Genomic DNA, 20,732 nt, shown 5'->3' with positions numbered 1-20,732 from the left:
TGTCGGCTGGGATGGGTCAGTTCAGGGGGCCCGTCACCGACTCCGCCGCAGTGCGGACGGAGCCGTCGACGACGGCCAGGTGGGCAGCGGTCAGGTCGGGCGAGGTGAAGCGGTCCGGCCCGGGGCCGGTCTCGCCGTGGGCGGCCAGGGCCTCGATGACCGCGGCGGTGGCCGGAGCCGGACGAAGGGGGGCCCGCAGCGCGATCCCCCGAGCTGCGGTGTGCAGCTCGATGGCGATGACGCGGCCGAGCGCGTCGACGCTGCGGCGTAGCTTGCGCGCGGCGCCCCAGCCCATCGAGACGTGGTCCTCCTGCATCGCACTGCTCGGGATGGAGTCGACGCTGGCGGGGGTCGCCAGGCGCTTCATCTCCGAGACCATCCCGGCGGCGGTGTACTGGGCGATCATCAGCCCGGAGTCGGTCCCCGGGTCGTCGGCGAGGAAGGGAGGGAGGCCATTGCTGCGCTTGACGTCGAGGAAACGGTCGGTGCGCCGCTCGCTCATGCTCGCGACGTCGGCCGCGACGATCGCGAGGAAGTCGAGGACGTAGGCGACGGGCGCCCCGTGGAAGTTGCCGTTGGACTCGACCCGGCCGTCGAAGGTGACGACGGGGTTGTCGATGGCCGAGGCGAGCTCGTGGCCGGCGATCGTCGCGGCGTGCTCGACGGTGTCGCGGGCGCCGCCGTGCACCTGCGGGGCACAGCGCAGGGAGTAGGCGTCCTGGACGCGGGTGCAGGCCTGCGGGTCGCGGTGGCTGTCGCGGATCGGGCTGTCCGTGAGGACCGCTCGCATGTTGGCGGCGGCGAGCGCCTGGCCGGGCTGGGGACGCAGTGCCTGCAGGTCGGCGGCGAAGACGTCGTCGGTGCCGAGCAGGCCCTCGACGCTCATGGCGTTGGCGATGTCGGCCGCGACGAGCAGGTGCCGCAGGTCGTGGACGGCGAGGCAGAGCATGCCGAGCATGCCGTCGGTGCCGTTGATGAGGGCCAGGCCCTCCTTCTCATGCAGCTCCACGGGCGACAGGCCGGCTCCGGCGAGCGCGGCCGCGGCGTCGACCTCGTCGCCGCCGGCGACGCGCACGCGTCCCTCGCCCATGAGCGTCAGGGCGCAGTGGCTGAGGGGCGACAGGTCCCCGGAGCACCCGAGCGAGCCGTACTCGTGGACGACGGGGGTGATGCCGTGCTGCAGGAGTGCGAGGTAGAGGCGCAGCGTCTCCTCGCGAATACCGGTGCGTCCCGTCGCGAGGGTCTGCACGCGCAGCAGCATCAGCGCACGGACGACCTCCTCCTCGACCTCGGCGCCGGCCCCGGCGGCGTGGCTGCGCACGAGGGAACGCTGCAGCCGCGTGCGCTTCTCGTGCGGGATGTGGGTCGTGGCGAGCGCGCCGAACCCGGTCGAGACGCCGTAGTGGGCGACGGTGTCCTCCGCCAACCCCTCGATGACGGTGCGCGACTCCCGGACGCGCTCCCACGCGGCGTCACTGATCGTGACGGGGGCGTGGTGACGGGCGACGGCGACGACCTCGTCGATGGTGAGGGGCCGGTCGCCGAGGACGACGGTGGTGGTGTCGGTGGGCATGAGGCCCATGCAACCCCCCTTCGCCCCTCCCCGGGAGCCGGGCGGAGCCGATAGTGTCTTGGATACAAGACATCTCGCTGGTCGAGGTGCGACGAAGGAGCCTGGAGACCCGTGCCCAACGCCACCGCCGCCGGCCACGCGCTGCGCGCCCTGACCCACCTCGCCGGCCGCGCCGAACCCATCCCCGCGGCCCACCTGGCGCGGGCGCTCGAACTGCCCCGCAGCAGCACCTACCACCTGCTCAGGGTCCTCGTGGAGCACGGCTTCGTCGTGCACTACGAGGAGGAGCGCACCTACGGCATCGGGGCGGCCGTGCACGAGCTCGGTGCCGGCTACCAGCGACAGGACCCCCTGGTCCGGCTCTCCCGACCGCTCGTCGAGCGGCTCGTCGACGCCACGACGCACAACGCCCACCTCGCCGTGCTCACGGGCCGCGACGTCCTCTACGTCATCGAAGAACGTGCGGCGGGCCGCCCTTCGCTCGTCACGGACGTCGGGGTGCGCCTGCCGGCGACGCTCACCGCGAGCGGCCTGGCCCTGCTCGCGGCGCTCCCCCGCCGCCAGGTGACCGCCCTCTACCCCTCGGCCGCGGTCCTGGTCGACGGCGGGCCCGCGACGCCTTCTGCCCTGCGCCGCCAGCTCGTCGACGTCCGGGCCCGCGGCCACGCGCGGGAGGAAGGGAGCGTCACGCCCGACCTGTCCTCCGTCGCCTCGGCGGTCCTGGACCGCGACGGCCACCCCGTGGCCGCGGTCGCCCTCACCTATCGCACCGCAGACGTGGACGAAGGGGGTGCCGCCGCCCTCGCCTCGAGCGCCCGGGAGACGGCCCAGCGGATCAGCGCGCGCCTCTAGCCCCGACCGTCACTCTCTGCCAAACTACGACGTGACGTAGTAGTCGCAGAAGGGATGGCTGACCATGCGCATCGTCGTCGGCGCCCCGGGCAACGGGGCCGCGCTGAAGGACGAGATCAAGGACTTCCTCGAGGCGGATCCCCGCGTCAGCGACGTGGTCGACCTGTCGAGACCGGACATCACCTATCCCCGGGTGTCCCTCGAGGCCGCGCAGGCGGTCGTCGCCGGGGACTGCGACCGCGCGATCCTCGTCTGCGGCACCGGCATCGGGACCGCGATCGCGGCCGGCAAGGTGGTCGGCGCCCGAGCCGCCACCGCCCACGACCTGATCACCGTGCGCGGGTCCGTGGAGAACTACGACGCCCAGATCCTGTGCATGGGGCAGAACGTCATCGCCCCGGTGCACGCCCGCGCACTGGTCGACATCTGGCTCGACCTGCGCCACGACCCCGCCGGCTCCTACGGCCCCAAGCTGGCCGAGATCGGCGACTTCGAGGCACAGCACCACCCCGACCCGCGGCACTGAGCACCCAGGAGGCAGACGATGGACCTCGCCGGATCCGACTTCCCGTTGTGGCTGCGCGCGCAGCACCTGCTCAACTTCGTCCTCATGGGCATGCTCATCCGATCGGGCATCGAGATGCTGTCCTCGCTGCCACGCCTGTGGTGGCGCAACGACTGCGCGCCGGGGACGGAGTGGCTGAAGTTCACCCGGCGTGAGCTGCCGAAGGAGGAGGGCGTCTACACCTCGCTCATGGATGAGAGGTCCGTCTCGCCGCTGCTCTCCCTCCCCGGTCGGGAGAACATCGGCCTCGGCCGCCACTGGCACGGACTGTCCGTCATGTTCTGGGTGCTCAACGGCATCGTCTACGCGGCCCTGCTCTTCGCCACCGGGCTGTGGCGCCGGATCGTGCCGACCTCGTGGGAGGTCTTCCCGCAGGCGTGGGACTCGCTCCTGATGTACCTCAGCCTCGAGACCCCCGACATCAGCCACTTCACGCCCTACGACTCGCTGCAGATGCTGGGCTACACCTTCGTCATCTTCGTGCTGGCGCCCTTCCAGATGCTCACCGGCGTGGCGATGTCGCCGGCCGTCCGCTCACGCTTCCCGTGGTTCGTCAAGGCGCTCGGTGGCCACCAGGGCGCCCGGTCACTGCACTTCATCGGCCTGGTGATCTTCTCCGGCTTCATCGTCATGCACGTCTCGCTCGTCCTCCTCGTCCACCGCGACCACAACGTCATCCACATGGTCTTCGGTGGGGGTGAGGTGACGACTGCGCGAGCGGCCCAGGCCCTCGTCATCATGGTGGCGACGATCGTCGCGGTGGTCGTCTTCTGGATCGCCCTGTCCTACTGGTCCTTGGCCGACCGCGCGCGAGCCCAGCGACTGACCACCGCGGTCACCGAGGTCGGCCGCACGATCTTCCTCGACCGGATGCGTCCGCTGGGCGCGAAGAAGAAGGCCTACACCGACCGGGACATCTCCCGGTTCCACTGGACCAACGGTCTGCCGCCCACCGAGGACGAGTCACAGCTGTGGGTCCAGGCCAGGGACAACGACTGGCAGGGGCTCACGATCACCGTGCGCGACGACATCAACGACGTCGAGCAGCACCTGACCCTGGAGGATCTGCGGGCGCTGCCACGACACTCCTACGTCGCCACCCACACGTGCATGCAGGGCTGGTCGGCCACGTCCCGGTGGACCGGCGTGCGCCTCACCGATCTCATGGACGTGCTCGGCCCCCGACCGGCGGGCGCCAGGTACCTCATGGCCGAGTCCTACGGGCTGGCCCAGAAGATGTACGACAACCGACCCCGCGAGCCCTTCTACGCGGTCATCGACCTCGAGACGATGGCGGAGGAGGAGTCGATCCTCGCCTACGAGCGCAACGGCCACCCGGTCGACGAGCACCTGGGTGCGCCGGCGCGGCTGCGCGTCGAGTCCAACCACGGGTACAAGCACGTCAAGTGGGTCAGCCGGATCATGTGGATCCACGACTACGCCGACTACGGTGATGGTCGTGGCGGGACGCGAGAGGACTCCGCCCTGCAGGCGTTCAACGGAAGGATCTGATGCCCGTGGCGAGGATCGTCACCACCCGCTTCCTCGTCGAGGGCGTCCACGCCGACGACGACACCAAGGCGGCCCTGCAGGCCCTCTACGACATCTTCGCGCAACACGGCCTCGGCCAGGCGACCTTCGAGATCATCCCCGGAGAGCACACCCGCCTGTGGGTCAAGCACCGCGACGACGTGCAGCCCACGCCCGAGCTGATCGACGAGGCCCTCGCCCGCGCGGGCGAGTACCGGGTCGTCGACGGGTAGGAGCTGACCTCAGTGCAGCTGACCGGCGTCACCGAGGGCGCCGGCATCGTGCTTCATCTGGTCACTCAGGCCGGCGGCCTTGAGGTCCTTGCGCAGCTCCTTGGGCAGGGCGAAGAGGAGCGACTCCTCGGCCGCCACGATCGGCTGCGGCTCCCCGTAGCCACGCTCGGCAAGGAAGTCGAGGACACCGCGCACGAGGATCTCGGGCACCGAGGCGCCGGAGGTCACGCCGACCGTGCGCACCCCGTCGAGCCAGGCCTCGTCGATCTCCTCGGCGTAGTCGACGAGATGCCCGTCGCGGGAGCCGTGCTCGATCGCGACCTCGACCAGGCGCACCGAGTTGGAGGAGTTGCGCGAGCCGACGACGATCATCAGGTCGCAGTCCTTGGCCATCTGCTTGACGGCCAGCTGCCGGTTCTGCGTCGCGTAGCAGATGTCGTCCGACGGCGGGTCCTGCAGCTTGGGGAACTTCTCCCGCAGCCGCCGCACCGTCTCCATCGTCTCGTCGACGGAGAGCGTGGTCTGGGAGAGCCAGACGACCTTGTCGGGGTCGCGGACCTCGACGTTGGCGACGTCGTCGGGCCCCTCGACGAGGGTGATGTGCTCGGGCGCCTCACCGGAGGTGCCGATGACCTCCTCGTGGCCGTCGTGGCCGATGAGCAGGATGTCGTAGTCGTCGTCGGCGAAGCGAACGGCCTCGCGGTGCACCTTGGTGACGAGCGGGCAGGTCGCATCGATCGTCTTGAGGCTGAGGGCCTTGGCCTCCTCGTGCACGACGGGGGCGACGCCGTGCGCGGAGAAGACGACGGTTGCGCCCTCGGGCACCTCGTCGGTCTCCTCGACGAAGATCGCGCCGCGCTTCTCCAGCGTCGTGACGACATGCTTGTTGTGCACGATCTCCTTGCGGACGTACACGGGGGGCCCATAGAGCTCCAAGGCCTTTTCGACGGTGACGACGGCGCGGTCCACCCCGGCGCAGTAGCCGCGGGGTGCCGCGAGCAGGACGCGCTTGGCGCCCTCGGGGGCGTCGGGTGCGGTGGACGGGGTGGCGCTGGTGGTCATGGCCCCATCGTAGGCGAGGGGCCTGAACACCCCCTGACCGTCCGTGGCCCGGCCTACGCTGGGCCGCATGACCGCGCCCCTGCCCGACAAGGCCGCCGACACCACGGCCGAGCAGCCGTGGCCGGTGCGGCTGCTCAGCATGAAGATCGCCGAGTACGTCGACAAGATGTCGGTGACCTGGGTCGAGGGGCAGGTCGTGCAGCTGACCCGCCGCCCCGGCTCACGCACCGCGTGGCTGACCCTGCGCGACCCGGACGTGGACATGTCCCTGTCGTGCATGGTGCGCACGACCGCGCTCGATGCCATGCCGGCCCCGCTCGGCGAGGGCGCGCGCGTCGTCGTCCAGGCCAAGCCGAACTACTGGACCCAGCGCGGGTCGCTGTCGATGGACGTGCGCCAGATCCGGCCCGTCGGCGTCGGTGAGCTGCTGGCCCGCATCGAGTACCTCAAGCAGCACCTGCGCTCCGAGGGGCTCTTCGACGCCTCGCGCAAGCGCCCCCTCCCCTTCCTCCCCCGCCGGGTCGGGCTGGTCTGCGGCCGGGCGAGTGCGGCCGAGCGCGACGTGGTGGAAAATGCGCGCCGCCGCTGGCCGGGCCTCCCCTTCGCCGTCAAGCAGGTCGCGGTGCAGGGCCCGACCGCGGTGACCGAGGTCGTCGCGGCCATCGCCGAGCTCGACGCGATGGACGACGTCGACGTCATCGTCGTCAGCCGTGGTGGTGGGTCAGTGGAGGACCTGCTGCCCTTCAGCAACGAGACGATGGTCCGAGCGGTCGCCGATGCGCGCACCCCTGTCGTCAGCGCCATCGGACACGACGTCGACACCCCGCTGCTCGACCTCGTCGCCGACGTGCGGGCCTCGACCCCCACCGACGCCGCCAAGCTCATCTGCCCCGACGCCGCGGCCGAGCGCGCCGGCGTCGTCGACGCGCGCGAGCGGGCCCGGGCCGCGCTGACCGGGCTCGTCGAGCGCGAGCGCCGGGGCCTGGTCCACCTGACGAGCCGTCCCGTGCTCACCGACCGCACCGCCTTCGTCCGCGCGCAGCGCGAGGTCGTCGGCGCGCTGCGCCACCGCGCCCACGGGCGGGTCGAGGCGCGCCTGCACCGCGAGCGCGACCGCATCGGTCACCTCCGGGCCCAGGCCCGCGTGCTCTCCCCCGCCTCGACCCTCGAGCGCGGCTACGCGATCGTCCAACGGCCCGAAGGGGAGGTCGTCGCCTCCCGCGAGGAGCTCGCCGTCGACGACCTGCTGCGGGTGACGGTCGCGGACGGGGACTTCGCCGTCCGGGTCGCCGGCTCCTGAGCGGTCGTCGTCGCCGGTGGTTACTCGCGGGTACGACGTGCACTACAGGAGCAGAAGCACGCACGAACCCCGAGATCTCGGGGTTCGGCCACCGCAGGTCCCGCCGGCATGTCGTCGTACCCGCGGGTCACGAGCCGGGACCGACGCCGGACCCCGCGCATAGGGTGGTCCCCATGGCCACCGACCCGCAGCAGACCGAGCAGGAGCAGACCGACGTCGCCGACCTCAGCTACGAGGAGGCGCGGCAGGAGCTGATCGAGCTCGTCGCCCGGCTCGAAGGGGGCCAGGCCGGCCTCGAGGAGTCGATGCGGTTGTGGCAGCGCGGCGAGGCGCTGGCCGCGCACTGCGAGGCGTGGCTCGACAAGGCCGAGGCGAGCCTGGCGCCCGAGGTGGCGACGCCCCCTTCGTCCGGCAGCTCGTCCGGCACCCAGCCGACCGACGACTGAGGCCGCGCCGGTGCACCGCGTCGCCGCGGGACTGCTCGTCGCGGACGGGCTGGTCCTGCTGGGTCACCGCCACCCGCAGCGGCGCCACTACCCCGACTGCTGGGACGCGGTCGGTGGTCACATCGAGCCGGGCGAGACCCCGATGGAGGCGCTCGTGCGGGAGTGCCGCGAGGAGATCGGCGTCGTCGTCACCCGGGCCCGACCGGTCGACCTGCCGGTGACGATGGAGGACCTGGAGCTGCACGCCTTCGTCGTGGAGGCGTGGGAGGGCACGCCCGCCAACCTCGAGCCCGACGAGCACGACGCGATCGGCTGGTTCGGCGCCGACGAGGTGCCCGGGCTCCGACTGGCGCACCCCGCCCTCGGCGAGCTGATCGCCGGCGTGGTCCGCCCCGGGTGAGACCCGCTCCAGGACGACCCGCTGCGAGCGACCGCCTCAGCTCGTGGGGCTCGTGGCCCCGGGAGTGACCTTCGCCGGCACGAGCCGCTCGGCGAAGAGCTCGAGCTGCTCCCACGAGCCGGTGCCCGTGACGAGCGTGGTCAGCTCGCTCGCGTCGTCCGGGGAGTTGACGAGGCTGCGCTGCACCTTGCCCTCTCGGTCGCGCTTGGCCCAGACCCGGCCGTCGTCGGTGGTGAGGGTGCCGACGCGCGCGCCGTTGTTGGTCTGGGTGTTGACCCAGCCCTGACCCGGGTCGACCGCCTGCTGCACCGAGACGTACTCGCCGTCGGGGGTGGTGTAGCCGGCGTTCCACACCATGACGTCACCCTTGGAGCGCACGTAGCGCACATTGGTCGCCGCCCAGCCCTCGGGCAGCTCCTCCGGGTAGGCGAAGGGCTGACCGGCCTGCTGAGCGCGGAACTCGGCGGTGCCGGCGACGTCGATCGACTCGGGCGTGGTGCTGTTGGGCCGGCCGGTCATGAAGAACAGACCGAGGGTGATGGCCAGGATGACGGCCATCGAGCGGGCCATGTTGGCCACGGTGCCCTTGCCGTAGTGGCTCGCCCCGCGCGCCGGCACACCCTGCTGCGCCGCCAGCTCGGCGGGCGTCGGCTCGCGGTGCGGGGCGGTGCTGGGGGCGGTCTCGGCAGGGTCGCCGGGGGTGGAACTCATGGAGCACATGGTCGCACGCGCCGATGGGTGCGACAGATAGGCTCTGGCGCGACGAGCACCACGCCGCCACCCGAGGAGAGCCATGAGCCAGTCCCAGCCCACCCCGAGCGCCGGGGTCATGCACCCCGACCGCAACCTCGCGATGGAGCTGGTGCGGGTGACCGAGGCCGCCGCGCTGGCCGGCGGACGCTGGGTGGGACGAGGCGACAAGAACACCGCGGACGGTGCAGCCGTCGACGCGATGCGCTCGATGATCTCCAGCGTGCGCATGAGCGGCACCGTCATCATCGGTGAGGGGGAGAAGGACGAGGCCCCCATGCTCTTCAACGGCGAGGAGGTCGGCGACGGCGAGGGCCCCGCCTGCGACGTCGCGGTCGACCCGATCGACGGCACCACCCTCACGGCGAAGGGGATGACCAACGCGGTCTCCGTCCTCGCCGTCGCGGACCGCGGCTCGATGTACGACCCGAGCGCCGTCTTCTACATGGACAAGCTCGTCACCGGGCCCGAGGCGGCCGACGTCGTCGACATCCGCCTGCCCGTGGCGGAGAACATCAAGCGCATCGCCAAGGCGAAGAACGAGCAGCCCGAGGACGTCACCGTCATCATGCTCGACCGCCCGCGCCACAACGACCTCGCCGAGCAGGTCCGGGCAGCCGGGGCGCGCATCCGCTTCATCTCCGACGGCGACGTCGCCGGCGCCATCATGGCCGCCCGGCCCGGCACCGGCATCGACCTGCTCCTCGGCATCGGCGGCACCCCCGAGGGCATCATCACCGCCTGCGCCATCAAGTGCCTCGGTGGTGTCATCCAGGGCCGCCTGTGGCCTCGCGACGACGAGGAGCGCCAGCACGCCCTCGACGCGGGCCACGACCTCGACCGGGTCCTCACGACCGACGACCTCGTCGCGACCGACAACTGCTACTTCGTGGCGACCGGCATCACCGACGGTGAGCTGCTGCGCGGCGTGCGCTACCGCGCCGGCGGCGCGACGACCGAGTCGCTCGTCATGCGCAGCAAGTCCGGCACGATCCGCGTCGTGGAGGCCCACCACAACCTCACCAAGGTCCAGCGCCTCTCCCCGCAGCCGACCGCCTGACCGATGGTCGGCCTGCGGCGTCGTCAGCCCACACCCGCCCCGACGCTCGTCGTCGGCGAGTCACTCGTCGACGTCGTCGTCCGACCGGACGGCAGCCGCGAGGAGCACGTGGGCGGCAGCCCGCTCAACGTCGCCGTCGGGCTGGCCCGGCTCGGCCACCCCGTCAGCCTGGCGACGCACCTGGCCCGGGACGCCCACGGGGCCGTCATCGGTGAGCACCTCACGGAGGCGGGTGTCGTCCTCGCCCCCGGCAGCGACACCGCCGTCGACACCTCGACGGCGACCGCCACCCTCGACGAGACCGGTGCCGCCACCTACTCCTTCGACCTCGACTGGCGCCTGCCGCCCCTGCCGGAGACCACGGGCCACCTGCACACCGGGTCGATCGGCGCCCTCAAGCCCCCGGGCGGGGTCGACGTGCTCTCGGCGATGGCCGGCGCCGCCCGGACCCGTACCGTCTCCTACGACCCCAACATCCGCCCGGACCTCTTCCCGGACCAGGAGCTGGCCCGCGACGAGGTCGCGCGGCGCATCGCGGTGTCCGACGTCGTCAAGGCGAGCGACGAGGACCTGCAGTGGCTCGCCGGGCGATCACTCGACGACAACGAGATCGCCGACCACCTGAGGGCCTGGTGCGACGCCGGGCCGGTGTTGGCGGTGTGCACCCTCGGCGCCCGCGGCGCGCTGGTGCTGCTGCCGTCCGGGCGGCGCACGACCCTGCGCGCGCACCGGGTCGAGGTCGTCGACACCGTCGGCGCGGGCGACGCCTTCATGTCAGGTCTGCTCTCCGGGTTGCTCGACGCCGGCCTGCTCGGCGGCGCGGATGCCAAGTCACGCCTGCACGGCGCCCGCGGACAGGTGCTGTCCGAGGCCGTCGAGCGCGGTCTCGCGGCCTCGGCCCACACCGTCTCCCGGGCCGGCGCGCAGCCACCGACCCGCGCCGAGCTCGGGTTGCCCAGCCGCCCGGGGCGGTGACCGGAGGCCCAGCGGCCGGGGTGAGATGCCCAGCCGCCGGGCCGGTGACGCTAGGCGGGCTGCTGGGCCTCGCGCGAGCGGGCCCGCTCCAGGGCCCGCTGCCGGTCCTCCTCGGACTGCCTGGCGATCTCGGCGGCCTTGTCGTCGTCGCGCGTCAGGCAGTCGCCCGTCTCCGGGTCGAAGACGTGCATGAGCGCCGGGTCGAAGACGAAGTTGCCGTCGTCCCCCTCGCGCACCCGCGAGCGCGGGTCGAGGTTGATGACCATCTGGGTGCGCATTCCCTCGCCGTCGAGCTCCTTGTCGAGCTCGTCGAGCTTGTCCTTGACGTCGCCCTCGACGCCGAACGGCACGTACGCGTACTGCTCGTTGCCGAGCCACTCCGTCTGGTCGACCGGCGCGCTGAAACTCACCCCGCCGTTGGGCACGTCGCCGAGATCGGCGTCCTTGATGTGCTCGGGCCGGATGCCGACGATGAGCAGCTCCTTGCCTCCGGCCCGCTCGCGGACGGCCGCGGGCAGCGGGGCACTGCAGAACGGCAGCTCGAGCTGGTCCCCCTTCACCTCCGCCGGCAGGAAGTTCATCGGCGGTGTCCCGATGAACCCGGCGACGAAGAGGTTCACCGGCTGGTCGTAGAGCTCGCGCGGGCTGGCGCACTGCTGCAGCACGCCCTTCTTGAGCACCGAGACGCGGTCACCGAGCGTCAGCGCCTCGGTCTGGTCGTGCGTGACGTAGATCGTCGTCGTGCCCATGCGGCGCTGCATCCGGGCGATCTCGGTGCGCATCTGTCCGCGCAGCTTGGCGTCGAGGTTGGACAGCGGCTCGTCGAAGAGGAAGGCGTCGGCGTCGCGCACGATCGCCCGCCCCATCGCCACGCGCTGACGCTGGCCACCGGAGAGGTTCGCCGGCTTGCGCTCGAGGTGCTCGTCGAGCTCGAGCATCGAGCTGGCCATGCGCACCTTTTCGTCGATCTCGGCGTTGGTGTGCTGGCCCTTGGCCAGGCGAAGGGGGAAGGCGATGTTCTCGAAGACCGTCAGGTGCGGGTAGAGGGCGTAGTTCTGGAAGACCATCGACAGGTTGCGGTCCTTCGGCGAGAGGTCGTTGACCCGCTTGCCGTCGATGAGCAGCTCGCCGCTCGTGATGTCCTCGAGCCCGACGACCATGCGCAGCAGCGTCGACTTCCCGCAGCCGGAGGGGCCGACGAAGATCATGAACTCGCCGTCCTTGATGTCCAGGCTGACGTCGTTGACCGCCGGGAAGCCGTCGCCGTACTGCTTGACGATGTTGTTGAGGGTGATCTCGGCCATGGGATGTACTCCAGTTCTCGTGAGGCGGGGGTCAGCCCTTGACGGCGCCCGAGGTCAGGCCGGCGACGATCCGGCGCTGGAAGATCAGCACGAGGATGACGACGGGGATGGTGACGACGACCGAGGCCGCCATGATCGCGCCGGTCGGCTGCTCGAACTGGCTGGCCCCGGTGAAGAAGGCGAGCGCGGCGGGGACCGTGCGGGCCTGGTCGGAGGTCAGCGAGATCGCGAAGACGAAGTCGTTCCACGCGGTGAAGAAGGTGATGATCGCCGTGGTGAAGACGCCGGGTGCGGCGAGCGGGATGATCACCTTGCGGAAGGCCTGCCAGCTGCTCGCCCCGTCGACCTGGGCCGCCTGCTCCATCTCCCACGGGATCTGCTGGAAGAAGGCCGACATCGTCCAGATCGACAGCGGCAGCGTCAGGGCGAGGTAGGGGATGATCAGGCCGGGGATCGTGTCGAAGAGACCGACCCGGCTCCACACGTCGAACAGCGGCGTCACCATCGCGACGACGGGGAAGAAGCTGACGGCCAGCGCCGTCGTGAGGATCATCTTCTTGCCCTTGAACTCCAGCCGGGAGATCGCGTACGCGCAGAACATCGCGAGCACGACCGAGATGAGGGTCGCGAGCAGGCAGACGATCAGCGAGTTGCGCAGGGCCGGCATGAAGAGATCGCTCGCGCCGCCGGTGAAGATCAGCTTGTAGTTCTCCAGCGTCGGGTCCTTGGGCCAGAAGTTGCCGAAGTAGGCCGAGTCCGGGTCGGCGAGGGTGTCCGCGCTCTTGAGCGAGAGCGAGAGCATCCACAACAGCGGCAGCACGGTCCAGATCATGATCGGGACCGCGAGCGCGGTCCACAGCCCGGTGCCCTTGGCGGATTCCTTGGCCATGTCAGCTCCTCCCCTGGGTCAGGTCGACCTTGAATCCTCGGACGAACACCGCCGCGATGATCAGCACGCAGACGAAGAGGATCACCGACAGCGCCGACCCGAGCCCGATCTCCGTGCGGTCGATCGTCTGGCGATAGATCAAGCCGGAGAGGGAGTTCGTCCCGTTGGCGCCTCCGGTCATGATGAAGATGTTGTCGAAGATGCGGAAGGCGTCGAGGGTGCGGAAGAGCACCGCGACCATGATCGCGGCCTTCATGTTCGGCAGGATCACCTTGAACAGCACCTGCGTCCACGACGCACCGTCGACCTTGGCCGCCTCCTCCATCGACGTGTCCACCTGCGCCAGGCCGGCGAGCAGGAGCAACGACATGAAGGGGGTCGTCTTCCAGATCTCCGAGAGGCAGATGACGAAGATCGAGGGCCAGAAGCTGCCGAACCAGTCGTAGTTGTCGGCGACCCCCGGGATCCAGTTGGTCCAGCGGTTCACGAAGCCGGTGTCGGTCTGGTACATGAACAGCCAGGTGAAACCGGAGACGACGGTGATGATCGAGTACGGGATGAGCACCACCGTGCGCAGCGTGCGCCGGGGCAGCACGATCCGGTGCATCACCAGGGCGATGATGAAGCCGAGGATCAGCTCGACGATCACGGTGATGACGGTGATGAGGACCGTCGCCTTCATCGCGTCCCAGAAGACCCCGTCGCTCAACGAGACGACGTAGTTGTTCAGCCCGACGAACTCCCGGTTCTCCGGGTCGGTGAGCCGGTAGGCGAAGAAGCTGTTCCACACCGCCTGCAGGATCGGGTACGCGGTGACGAGCAGCATGACGACGAAGGCGGGCATCGCCAGCTTCCAGCCCAGGCGCTGCTCGGCCCGGGACCGGTCGGACAGGCGCGGCTTCGCCCCCTTCGTCGGCGGGTCGGTGCGCGCAGGCTCGGTCACGGTGCTCACAGCAACGCATCTCCCTTCAGCACGTCCTGCAGCAGGGACGTCGTCTGCTGCGGCGTGGTCGACGGGTCGACGGACCCGGGCGGGCTGTACTCGCGCTGGATGCCGCTCGAGACGTCGCCGTAGTACTGCGTGAGCGGCCGGGGGCCGCTGGCGTCCAGGGACTCGCGGATCAGGGAGGCCATCGGGAAGTCCTTCTTGATCTCCGGGTCGTCGTAGACGGCCTTGCGCGCGGCGGGGTTGCCGGTGCCGAGCATGTAGGCCTTCTGGCTCTCCTGCGAGGTCAGGCAGCTGACCGCCTCCCAGGCGGCCTCCTGGTTGTCGGAGGAGGCGGCCACGCCCATCTCGATGCCACCGAGCGGCGGCTTGGACTCGGTGCCCTCGGTCGTCTGCGGGTAGCGCGCCCACGCGAGGTCGTCGATCCACTCGACCTCGGCGCCGGAGAGCGCCGCGTAGACGTAGGGCCAGTTGACCATGAAGCCGGCCCGCTCCGTCTGGAACATGTCGAGCGTCGTCGTCTCGTCGGTCGAGCCCATCGCCGGGCCGGCGACGCCCTCCGAGGAGACGGACTGGATGATCTCCGCTGCCTTCTTGCCGCCCTCGGAGTCGAGGCCGAACTGCAGCTCCTTGCCGTCGGCGCCGGGGTTCTCGACGATGTGGTCGCCGCCGCCCTCGACGAGCGCGTTGATCCACACCATGTAGCCCTCGTAGCGGGAGGCCTGGACGCCGATGTCGGTGTCGGTGGTCTTGGCCGCCTCGATGACTTGATCCCAGGTGACCGGCTTGGTCATGTCGAGCCCGGCCTCCTTGGCGACGCTCTTGCGGTACCAGAGCAGCTGCGTGTTGGCCCAGAAGGGAGCGGCGTACAGCTCGTCCTTCCACGTCGCGTTGGTGACGGCCGGGTCCACGACGTCGTCGGTGAACTCCGCCTTCTTGTCCTCGGGCACGGGAGCGAGGAACTCGGCCTCGGCGAACTCCGCGACGAAGACCGGGTCGATCGACATGATGTCGACGCCCTTGTCCTGCGAGGCCAGGCGCCGCAGGAGCTGCTGGCGCTGGTCGCTCGCGCTGTTGGGCAGCAGCTGGATGCCGATCGTGTACGTGCCGCCGGAGGCGTCGGAGCACTCCTTGGCCAGCTGCGCCTGTCCGCCACCGGCCGGGTCGGAGCCACCGCCGTCGGGGTTGATGTACCAGGTCAGGTGGGTCGAGCCACCGCTCGAGCCGTCGTCACCGCAGGCCGCCAGACCCAGGCTCGCGGCCGTGGCCGCGGCCAGCAGGAAGGCCAACCGCCCTCGTCGTCGTGTCACCACGTCGCTCCCTTCGTCCGGGACGCGACGTCCGCGGGTCGCCGACGTCGCCTCCCATGGATCTGTCTACACCCCGGATGTGGTGTGTGCCACGTTTATGACGTGGCGAATTCACCTCCGCGATGGTTTCGTGACGGACCGCTCACCCGGGCCGACGAAGGGGGTCGCGCCGCCGGGTCTACATTGCAAGGACCACTTGCGAAAGGAACCTTGATGCCCGCATCCCCCTCGGCCCCCGAAGACTTCGCGGACCTGATCGCCGCCAACCAGACCTTCTCGGAGAGCTTCGCGCTCAGCGGGTTCGACGGCATCGCGCACGCCGGCGTCGCCATCGTCACCTGCATGGACAGCCGGATCGACCCGCTCGGCATGCTCGGCCTGGTGCCCGGAGACGCCAAGATCTTCCGCAACCCGGGTGGGCGCGTCACCGCGGCCGCGCTCGAGGCGCTCGTCCTCGGCGTGCACCTGCTCAAGGTCGAGCGCATCCTCGTCGTCCCGCACACGCGCTGCGCGATGGGCAGCGCCTCCGAGGACGAGCTCCGCGCGAAGGTCGGCGCCTCCGCCGGCCAGGACGCCTCGTGGCAGGGATTCCACGTCGTCCACGACCAGATCGACGCGCTGCGCCAGGACGTCGCGGCCGTGCGCACCCACCCGCTCATCGGCGAGCGCGCCAAGGTCGGTGGCTTCGTCTACGACGTCGACACGGGCCTGCTGCAGCAGCACTTCTGAGCCGGCGACCGACGCCCGGCCCCGGGTGACGGGGGTCACACGACCCCTGTCACCATGGGGAGCATGACCACCGTCACGACCCCCACCCCGACGTCCGAGCTCATCGCCGAACCCTGGGCGAGCGAGCAGACGATCACCTGCCGCGACGACCGCGTCGGCCTGCGCGCCGTCATCGCGATCGACGACACGACCCTCGGCCCCGGCTTCGGCGGAGTGCGCTACCGCGCCTACCCCTCCACCGAGGCCGCCGCGCGCGAGGCGCAGCGCCTCGCCGCCGCGATGACCCTCAAGCACGCGCTGGCCGAGCTGCCCTACGGCGGAGCCAAGTCCGTCGTCATGCTCGAGGGCGCCGCCCCCGCCCCGGGCTCGACGGAGCGCCGCGCCCTCTTCGCGCGCTTCGGCGAGATGATCGCCCGCACCGCCGGCACCTACGTGCCCGGTGTCGACATGGGCACCCTCCTCGAGGACATGCAGACCATCCGCGACGACGGCGGCGCCCGCGCGTTCTGCGACGAGGTCAGCCCCTCCCCCTTCACCGCCCGCGGGGTGCACGCCGCGATGCGCGCCGCCGCGGTCCACCACCACGGCGCAGCCGGCCTGTCCGGGCTGCACGTCGTCGTCCAGGGCGTCGGCAGCGTCGGCGCCGAGGTCGCCCGGCTCGCCCACGCCGACGGCGCGCGACTGACGGTCGCCGACGTCGACACGGCCCGGGCGGAGGAGCTGGCCCGCGAGCTCGGTGGCGCGACGGTCGCCGCCGACGCGGCACCCTTCCACGACGCCGATGTCTTCTCCCCGTGCGCGGTCGCCCGCGTCGTCACCCGGGACACCCTCGAGCGGATCCCGGCACGGATCATCGCCGGCGCGGCCAACGACACCCTCGACGAGCCCGGGTGCGCCGAAGCCCTGCGCGCGGCCGGCATCACCTACGTGCCGGACTTCGTCGCCAACGCCGGCGGCGTCGTCCAGGTGCACGGCGGCGTCAGCGGCTGGAGCGAGCAGGAGACCCTGGCCGCGATCGACCGCATAGGCGAGCGCGTCACCGGGCTGCTCGAGACCGGTGAGGCCCAGGGCATCACGCCGGTCGCGGCGGCCCTGCAGCGCGCCTCAGCGGCGCTCGGCCGCGAGATCGTCGCGTGAGCGCGGAGCAGGCGGCGCGCCGCTACTACGCGCTCGTCGACGCCGGTGACGTCGACGGCGTCGTCGGCTGCTTCGCCGAGGACGCCGTCTACCACCGACCCGGCTACGCCCCGATGGAGGGAAGGGCGGCGCTCGCCGAGTTCTACGGCGGCGAGCGGGTCATCGCCGACGGCCGTCACGAGCTCGACGAGGTCGTCGTCGAGGGGCGCCGGGTGGCGGTGCACGGCCGCTTCGTCGGCACGCTCAAGGACGGGAGCGCCGCCCGGGTCGGCTTCGCCGACTTCTGGGTGCTCGACGAGGAGGACCGGGCGACGTCACGGCGGTCCTTCTTCGACACGCCGGCGGTCTGAGGCGCACCGCCCGGCGCGGGAACCGTCAGAGCGCGAGGCGCTCCTGGACGACGACCGACAGCCGCTCGGCGGACTCCTGCGCCTGCTCGTGCGTCGACGCCTCGACCATGACCCGCACGACGGGCTCGGTGCCGGACTTGCGCAGGAGGACCCGTCCTTCGTCCGCGAGCAGGGTCTCCACCTCGGAGACGGCTGCCTGCACACCTGCGTCGCCGTCGACGCGGTGCTTGTCCACGCCCTTGACGTTGATGAGGACCTGGGGCATGCGGATCATCGCGGCGCCGAGCTCGGCGATCGACCGGCCGGTCCCCGCGACGCGGGCGGCGAGCATGAGGCCGGTGAGCACACCGTCACCGGTCGTGGCGTGCTCGGAGAGGATGACGTGGCCGGACTGCTCACCGCCGAGGGAGAACCCACCGCGACGCATCTCCTCGAGGACGTAGCGGTCGCCGACTCCGGCCTGCACGACGGTGATGCCGGCGGCCTCCATCGCGCGGATGAGGCCGAGGTTGCTCATGACGGTGGCGACGAGGGTGTCGTGGGCGAGCGCCCCGTCGTCCTTGAGCGCCAGGGCGAGGATCGCCATGATCTGGTCGCCGTCGATCTCGTTGCCCTCGGCGTCGACCGCGAGGCAGCGGTCGGCGTCGCCGTCGTGCGCGATGCCCAGGTCGGCCCCGTGCTGGACGACGGCCTGCTTGAGCGGGTCGAGGTGCGTCGAGCCGACGCCGTCGTTGATGTTCAGCCCGTCCGGACGGGCGCCGATGACGTGCACCGTGGCGCCGGCGAGGCGGAAGACCTCGGGCGAGACCTCGCTCGCGGCGCCGTGCGCCGCGTCGATGACGACGGTCAGTCCCTCGAGCTGCGGCTCGACCGCGTCGAGCAGGTGGCGCACGTAGCGGGTGCCGCCGTCGTCCATGACCGTGACCCGACCGACGTCGACGCCCGTCGGGCGGGCGGGCGGCTCGTCCATGGCCGCCTGGATGGCGTCCTCGACTGCGTCCGGCAGCTTGTGCCCGCCGGTGGCGAAGAACTTGATGCCGTTGTCCGGCATGGCGTTGTGGGAGGCCGAGAGCATGACGCCGAAGTCCGCGTGCACCTCCGCGGTGAGGAAGGCCACCGCCGGCGTCGGGACGACGCCCGCGTCGAGCACGTCGATGCCGCTGCTGGCCAGACCGGCCACGACGGCGGCGGAGAGGAACTCACCTGAGGCGCGCGGGTCGCGACCGACGACCGCGACGGGTCGCCGCCCTTCCGTGCCCTCGGGATCGCGCAGGACGCGAGCCGCCGCCTGGGACAGGCGCAGGGCGAAGTCAGCGGTGATGACCTCGCCGTTGGCGAGGCCACGGACACCGTCGGTGCCGAAGAGTCGGGACATGGGGCAACCTTCCGTGGGGAACCCGCCGCATGTCGCGCGGTGGCGGGCGCCAGAGACGATACCCGCTGGTTAGGCTGGGGAACCGCAGGTCCGGGCGTCGAGAGGCCACCATGATCGAGTACTGCCCGTCCGACGGGCCCACGCTGGGCGTCGAGTGGGAGATCGCGCTCGTCGATCGAGAGACCCTGGACCTCGTGCCGCTCGCCGAGAGCGTCGTCGAGCCGCTGCGCGCCGAGGAGCACCTGGCACCCAAGGTGCACCGCGAGCTGCTGACCAACACCGTCGAGATCGTCACGGGCGTCTGTCGCGACGTCCCCGAGGTCCTCGCCGACCTGTCCACGAGCGTGGACCGGCTGCGCTCCCTGACCGATGACCTGGGTCTGGAGCTCATGAGCGCCGGCACGCACCCCTTCGCCCGCTGGGAGAGCCAGCAGGTCAGCGAGGGCGAGCGCTATGCCACGCTCATCGACCGCACCCGCTGGTGGGGCCGCCAGATGGTCATCTACGGCGTGCACACGCACGTCGGCGTCACCCACCGCGACAAGGTGCTCCCCCTGCTCGGCGGCATGCTCACGTACGCCCCGCACCTGCAGGCGCTGTCCGCGTCGTCCCCGTGGTGGGGTGGCGTCCCGACCGACTACGCGAGCAACCGGGCGCTGCTCTTCCAGCAGCTGCCGACCGCGGGGCTGCCCTTCCAGTTCGACACCTGGGGCGAGTACGAGCGCTACGTCGACGACCTGCTCGTCACGGGCGTCATCGACGAGCTCAAGGAGGTGCGCTGGGACCTGCGCCCCGCGCCGCACCTCGGCACGCTCGAGGTGCGGGTCTGCGACGGCGTGCCCACGCTCCACGAGATCGGGGCCATCACGGCCCTCACGCAGTGCCTGCTCGTCCACCTCGACGACCGGCTCACCGACGGGGGCACGATCCCGACGCTCCCGCCGTGGCACGTGCAGGAGAACAAGTGGCGCACCGCCCGCTACGGCATGGACGCGATCATCATCCTCGACTCGCGCAACCGTGAGCGCCTGGTCACCGACGAGCTGTACGACCTGCTCGAGCGTCTGGCCCCGATCGCCCGGCGCCTGGGCTGCGCCGATGAGCTCGCCGCCGTCGAGGACATCATCCGCGCGGGCGCGAGCTACCAGCGCCAGCTCGCCGTCGCCGCGCAGCACGACGGCGACCTCGTCGAGGTGACCCGGTCGCTCGTCGAGGAGATGCGGGCCGGGCGCCCCCTTCGTCCCTGAGCGCGCATCTCCCCGGGCGGATGCGCGGTCCCGGGCACCCGAGCGCGCACTTCCCCGGGCGGATGCGCGGTCCCGGGCACCTGAGCGCGCATTTCCCCGGGCGGATGCGCGGTCCGGGCACGACGAAGGGCGCCGCCACCGTGAGGTGTGCGACGCCCTTCGTGACGTGATCCGTGGATCAGCGCTTGCTGTACTGCGGCGCCTTGCGGGCCTTCTTGAGACCGGCCTTCTTGCGCTCCGGGACGCGGGCGTCCCGGGTGAGGTAGCCGGCCTTCTTCAGGGTCGCGCGGTTCAGCTCGGGGTCGACGCCGTTGAGCGAGCGGGCGACGCCGAGGCGGACGGCACCGGCCTGGCCGGAGGGGCCACCGCCGTGGACGCGCACGAGCACGTCGTAGGCGCCGTCGAGCTCGAGCGCGACGAGCGGCTCGTTGACGATCTGCTGGTGGACCTTGTTCGGGAAGTAGTCCTCGAGCGTGCGCCCGTTGACCTTCCACTCGCCGGTGCCCGGGACGATCCGGACGCGGGCGATGGCCTGCTTGCGGCGGCCGGTCGCGGAGCCGGGGGCCGACGCGGAGGGGCGGCGCACGGGCTCGTCGGTCGCGGCGACGGGGCCGTCGGACTCGGAGGTGTAGGAGGTCAGCTCGGGCTCGTCGGCCTCGAGGACCTCGGTGTTGTCGGTGGTCTCAGCCACGGTAATTC

The 20,732-nt window shown here is 71.3% G+C and carries 22 protein-coding genes; 13 read left to right on the top strand and 9 right to left on the bottom strand.

Annotation, left to right across the window (positions count from 1 at the left end):
- Window positions 1-16 precede the first annotated feature (16 nt).
- Window positions 17-1,573 carry a histidine ammonia-lyase gene (gene hutH / locus JAN01S_RS05115; RefSeq protein ID WP_068314714.1) on the bottom strand — a complete coding sequence of 519 codons (1,557 nt, stop codon included), beginning with the start codon at window positions 1,571-1,573 and terminating at the stop codon, window positions 17-19.
- A 111-nt stretch (window positions 1,574-1,684) separates the two neighbouring features.
- Here hutH and JAN01S_RS05110 point away from each other — a divergent pair, with 111 nt between their 5' ends.
- The 4 genes from JAN01S_RS05110 (at window position 1,685) to JAN01S_RS05095 (ending at window position 4,753) form a co-directional block, all read left to right on the top strand.
- Window positions 1,685-2,425, top strand: a complete 741-nt coding sequence (locus JAN01S_RS05110; protein WP_068314661.1) for an IclR family transcriptional regulator — start codon at window positions 1,685-1,687, stop codon at window positions 2,423-2,425.
- Between the two features lie 64 nt (window positions 2,426-2,489).
- Window positions 2,490-2,951, top strand: coding sequence for an RpiB/LacA/LacB family sugar-phosphate isomerase (locus JAN01S_RS05105; protein ID WP_068314658.1), 462 nt, complete (start codon window positions 2,490-2,492; stop codon window positions 2,949-2,951).
- A gap of 18 nt (window positions 2,952-2,969) precedes the next feature.
- Window positions 2,970-4,502, top strand: coding sequence for a molybdopterin-dependent oxidoreductase (locus JAN01S_RS05100; RefSeq protein ID WP_068314655.1), 1,533 nt, complete (start codon window positions 2,970-2,972; stop codon window positions 4,500-4,502).
- Window positions 4,502-4,753, top strand: a complete 252-nt coding sequence (locus tag JAN01S_RS05095) for a hypothetical protein (protein ID WP_205353110.1) — start codon at window positions 4,502-4,504, stop codon at window positions 4,751-4,753. The genes JAN01S_RS05100 and JAN01S_RS05095 overlap by 1 nt, the downstream gene beginning before the upstream one ends.
- A 9-nt stretch (window positions 4,754-4,762) precedes the next feature.
- Here the strand turns inward: JAN01S_RS05095 and JAN01S_RS05090 are convergent, their stop codons facing one another.
- A complete protein-coding gene (locus JAN01S_RS05090; RefSeq protein ID WP_068314652.1) occupies window positions 4,763-5,815 on the bottom strand; it encodes a 4-hydroxy-3-methylbut-2-enyl diphosphate reductase in 1,053 nt (350 codons plus the stop codon).
- Between the two features lie 67 nt (window positions 5,816-5,882).
- On the opposite strand from JAN01S_RS05090, the gene xseA reads away from it, so the two are divergent.
- The 3 genes from xseA (at window position 5,883) to JAN01S_RS05075 (ending at window position 7,961) form a co-directional block, all read left to right on the top strand.
- Window positions 5,883-7,115 (top strand): exodeoxyribonuclease VII large subunit, encoded by a 1,233-nt coding sequence (xseA, locus tag JAN01S_RS05085; protein WP_068314648.1) that lies wholly within the window; start codon window positions 5,883-5,885, stop codon window positions 7,113-7,115.
- A 173-nt stretch (window positions 7,116-7,288) separates the two neighbouring features.
- A complete protein-coding gene (locus JAN01S_RS05080; protein ID WP_068314645.1) occupies window positions 7,289-7,561 on the top strand; it encodes an exodeoxyribonuclease VII small subunit in 273 nt (90 codons plus the stop codon).
- A gap of 10 nt (window positions 7,562-7,571) precedes the next feature.
- Window positions 7,572-7,961: an NUDIX domain-containing protein gene (locus JAN01S_RS05075; RefSeq protein ID WP_068314642.1), complete on the top strand. Its 390-nt coding sequence runs from the start codon at window positions 7,572-7,574 to the stop codon at window positions 7,959-7,961.
- Window positions 7,962-7,997: 36 nt separating this feature from the next.
- Here the strand turns inward: JAN01S_RS05075 and JAN01S_RS05070 are convergent, their stop codons facing one another.
- Window positions 7,998-8,672: a DUF4245 domain-containing protein gene (locus JAN01S_RS05070; protein WP_068314639.1), complete on the bottom strand. Its 675-nt coding sequence runs from the start codon at window positions 8,670-8,672 to the stop codon at window positions 7,998-8,000.
- Window positions 8,673-8,754: 82 nt separating this feature from the next.
- On the opposite strand from JAN01S_RS05070, the gene glpX reads away from it, so the two are divergent.
- Both glpX and JAN01S_RS05060 read left to right on the top strand, forming a co-directional pair.
- Window positions 8,755-9,771, top strand: coding sequence for a class II fructose-bisphosphatase (glpX, locus tag JAN01S_RS05065; RefSeq protein WP_068314635.1), 1,017 nt, complete (start codon window positions 8,755-8,757; stop codon window positions 9,769-9,771).
- A 3-nt stretch (window positions 9,772-9,774) separates the two neighbouring features.
- Window positions 9,775-10,746, top strand: a complete 972-nt coding sequence (locus JAN01S_RS05060) for a PfkB family carbohydrate kinase (protein WP_068314633.1) — start codon at window positions 9,775-9,777, stop codon at window positions 10,744-10,746.
- Window positions 10,747-10,796: 50 nt separating this feature from the next.
- Here JAN01S_RS05060 and JAN01S_RS05055 read toward each other — a convergent pair whose 3' ends face one another.
- From JAN01S_RS05055 to JAN01S_RS05040, 4 genes are read right to left on the bottom strand one after another with little or no spacing between them, the layout of a single operon-like run.
- Window positions 10,797-12,050 (bottom strand): ABC transporter ATP-binding protein, encoded by a 1,254-nt coding sequence (locus JAN01S_RS05055; protein ID WP_068314630.1) that lies wholly within the window; start codon window positions 12,048-12,050, stop codon window positions 10,797-10,799.
- Between the two features lie 31 nt (window positions 12,051-12,081).
- Window positions 12,082-12,939: a carbohydrate ABC transporter permease gene (locus tag JAN01S_RS05050; RefSeq protein WP_068314627.1), complete on the bottom strand. Its 858-nt coding sequence runs from the start codon at window positions 12,937-12,939 to the stop codon at window positions 12,082-12,084.
- 1 nt (window position 12,940) lies between these two features.
- Complete coding sequence (locus JAN01S_RS05045) at window positions 12,941-13,891, bottom strand: carbohydrate ABC transporter permease (protein ID WP_068314624.1); 951 nt, start codon at window positions 13,889-13,891, stop codon at window positions 12,941-12,943.
- Window positions 13,888-15,195: an extracellular solute-binding protein gene (locus tag JAN01S_RS05040; protein ID WP_068314709.1), complete on the bottom strand. Its 1,308-nt coding sequence runs from the start codon at window positions 15,193-15,195 to the stop codon at window positions 13,888-13,890. Before JAN01S_RS05040 ends, JAN01S_RS05045 begins: the two co-directional genes overlap by 4 nt.
- A gap of 213 nt (window positions 15,196-15,408) precedes the next feature.
- Between JAN01S_RS05040 and JAN01S_RS05035 the strand changes: the two genes are divergently transcribed.
- The 3 genes from JAN01S_RS05035 to JAN01S_RS05025 all read left to right on the top strand — a co-directional run bounded on the left by JAN01S_RS05035 (window position 15,409) and on the right by JAN01S_RS05025 (window position 17,411).
- The gene (locus JAN01S_RS05035; protein WP_068314619.1) at window positions 15,409-15,924 is read left to right on the top strand and encodes a beta-class carbonic anhydrase; all 516 of its coding nucleotides are present in this window, start codon (window positions 15,409-15,411) and stop codon (window positions 15,922-15,924) included.
- A 63-nt stretch (window positions 15,925-15,987) separates the two neighbouring features.
- Entirely contained in the window at window positions 15,988-17,061 is a 1,074-nt protein-coding gene (locus JAN01S_RS05030; RefSeq protein WP_068314707.1) for a Glu/Leu/Phe/Val dehydrogenase dimerization domain-containing protein, read from the top strand.
- Window positions 17,058-17,411, top strand: coding sequence for a nuclear transport factor 2 family protein (locus JAN01S_RS05025; protein ID WP_068314618.1), 354 nt, complete (start codon window positions 17,058-17,060; stop codon window positions 17,409-17,411). Before JAN01S_RS05030 ends, JAN01S_RS05025 begins: the two co-directional genes overlap by 4 nt.
- Window positions 17,412-17,436: 25 nt before the next feature.
- Here JAN01S_RS05025 and glmM read toward each other — a convergent pair whose 3' ends face one another.
- Entirely contained in the window at window positions 17,437-18,786 is a 1,350-nt protein-coding gene (gene glmM, locus JAN01S_RS05020; protein WP_068314617.1) for a phosphoglucosamine mutase, read from the bottom strand.
- A 110-nt stretch (window positions 18,787-18,896) separates the two neighbouring features.
- Here glmM and JAN01S_RS05015 point away from each other — a divergent pair, with 110 nt between their 5' ends.
- Window positions 18,897-20,033: a glutamate--cysteine ligase gene (locus tag JAN01S_RS05015; protein ID WP_068314611.1), complete on the top strand. Its 1,137-nt coding sequence runs from the start codon at window positions 18,897-18,899 to the stop codon at window positions 20,031-20,033.
- Between the two features lie 178 nt (window positions 20,034-20,211).
- Here the strand turns inward: JAN01S_RS05015 and rpsI are convergent, their stop codons facing one another.
- Entirely contained in the window at window positions 20,212-20,724 is a 513-nt protein-coding gene (gene rpsI, locus JAN01S_RS05010) for a 30S ribosomal protein S9 (protein ID WP_068314604.1), read from the bottom strand.
- Window positions 20,725-20,732 lie beyond the last annotated feature (8 nt).

The sequence above is a fragment of the Janibacter anophelis NBRC 107843 genome (assembly GCF_001570945.1).
GTDB classification, from domain to species: Bacteria; Actinomycetota; Actinomycetes; order Actinomycetales; family Dermatophilaceae; genus Janibacter; species Janibacter anophelis.
Note: the sequence above shows the minus strand (reverse complement) of the source record. Positions and strands in the feature narration are given on the sequence as shown.

Coding starts and splice junctions, on each gene's coding strand:
- JAN01S_RS05030 (WP_068314707.1), top strand. CDS start 15,988: ATGACCACCGTCACGACCCCCACCCCGACGTCCGAGCTCATCGCCGAA.
- JAN01S_RS05070 (WP_068314639.1), bottom strand. CDS start 8,672: ATGAGTTCCACCCCCGGCGACCCTGCCGAGACCGCCCCCAGCACCGCC.
- JAN01S_RS05015 (WP_068314611.1), top strand. CDS start 18,897: ATGATCGAGTACTGCCCGTCCGACGGGCCCACGCTGGGCGTCGAGTGG.
- JAN01S_RS05095 (WP_205353110.1), top strand. CDS start 4,502: ATGCCCGTGGCGAGGATCGTCACCACCCGCTTCCTCGTCGAGGGCGTC.
- JAN01S_RS05090 (WP_068314652.1), bottom strand. CDS start 5,815: ATGACCACCAGCGCCACCCCGTCCACCGCACCCGACGCCCCCGAGGGC.
- glpX (WP_068314635.1), top strand. CDS start 8,755: ATGAGCCAGTCCCAGCCCACCCCGAGCGCCGGGGTCATGCACCCCGAC.
- JAN01S_RS05105 (WP_068314658.1), top strand. CDS start 2,490: ATGCGCATCGTCGTCGGCGCCCCGGGCAACGGGGCCGCGCTGAAGGAC.
- JAN01S_RS05080 (WP_068314645.1), top strand. CDS start 7,289: ATGGCCACCGACCCGCAGCAGACCGAGCAGGAGCAGACCGACGTCGCC.
- JAN01S_RS05035 (WP_068314619.1), top strand. CDS start 15,409: ATGCCCGCATCCCCCTCGGCCCCCGAAGACTTCGCGGACCTGATCGCC.
- hutH (WP_068314714.1), bottom strand. CDS start 1,573: ATGCCCACCGACACCACCACCGTCGTCCTCGGCGACCGGCCCCTCACC.
- glmM (WP_068314617.1), bottom strand. CDS start 18,786: ATGTCCCGACTCTTCGGCACCGACGGTGTCCGTGGCCTCGCCAACGGC.
- JAN01S_RS05060 (WP_068314633.1), top strand. CDS start 9,775: ATGGTCGGCCTGCGGCGTCGTCAGCCCACACCCGCCCCGACGCTCGTC.
- JAN01S_RS05100 (WP_068314655.1), top strand. CDS start 2,970: ATGGACCTCGCCGGATCCGACTTCCCGTTGTGGCTGCGCGCGCAGCAC.
- xseA (WP_068314648.1), top strand. CDS start 5,883: ATGACCGCGCCCCTGCCCGACAAGGCCGCCGACACCACGGCCGAGCAG.
- JAN01S_RS05055 (WP_068314630.1), bottom strand. CDS start 12,050: ATGGCCGAGATCACCCTCAACAACATCGTCAAGCAGTACGGCGACGGC.
- JAN01S_RS05050 (WP_068314627.1), bottom strand. CDS start 12,939: ATGGCCAAGGAATCCGCCAAGGGCACCGGGCTGTGGACCGCGCTCGCG.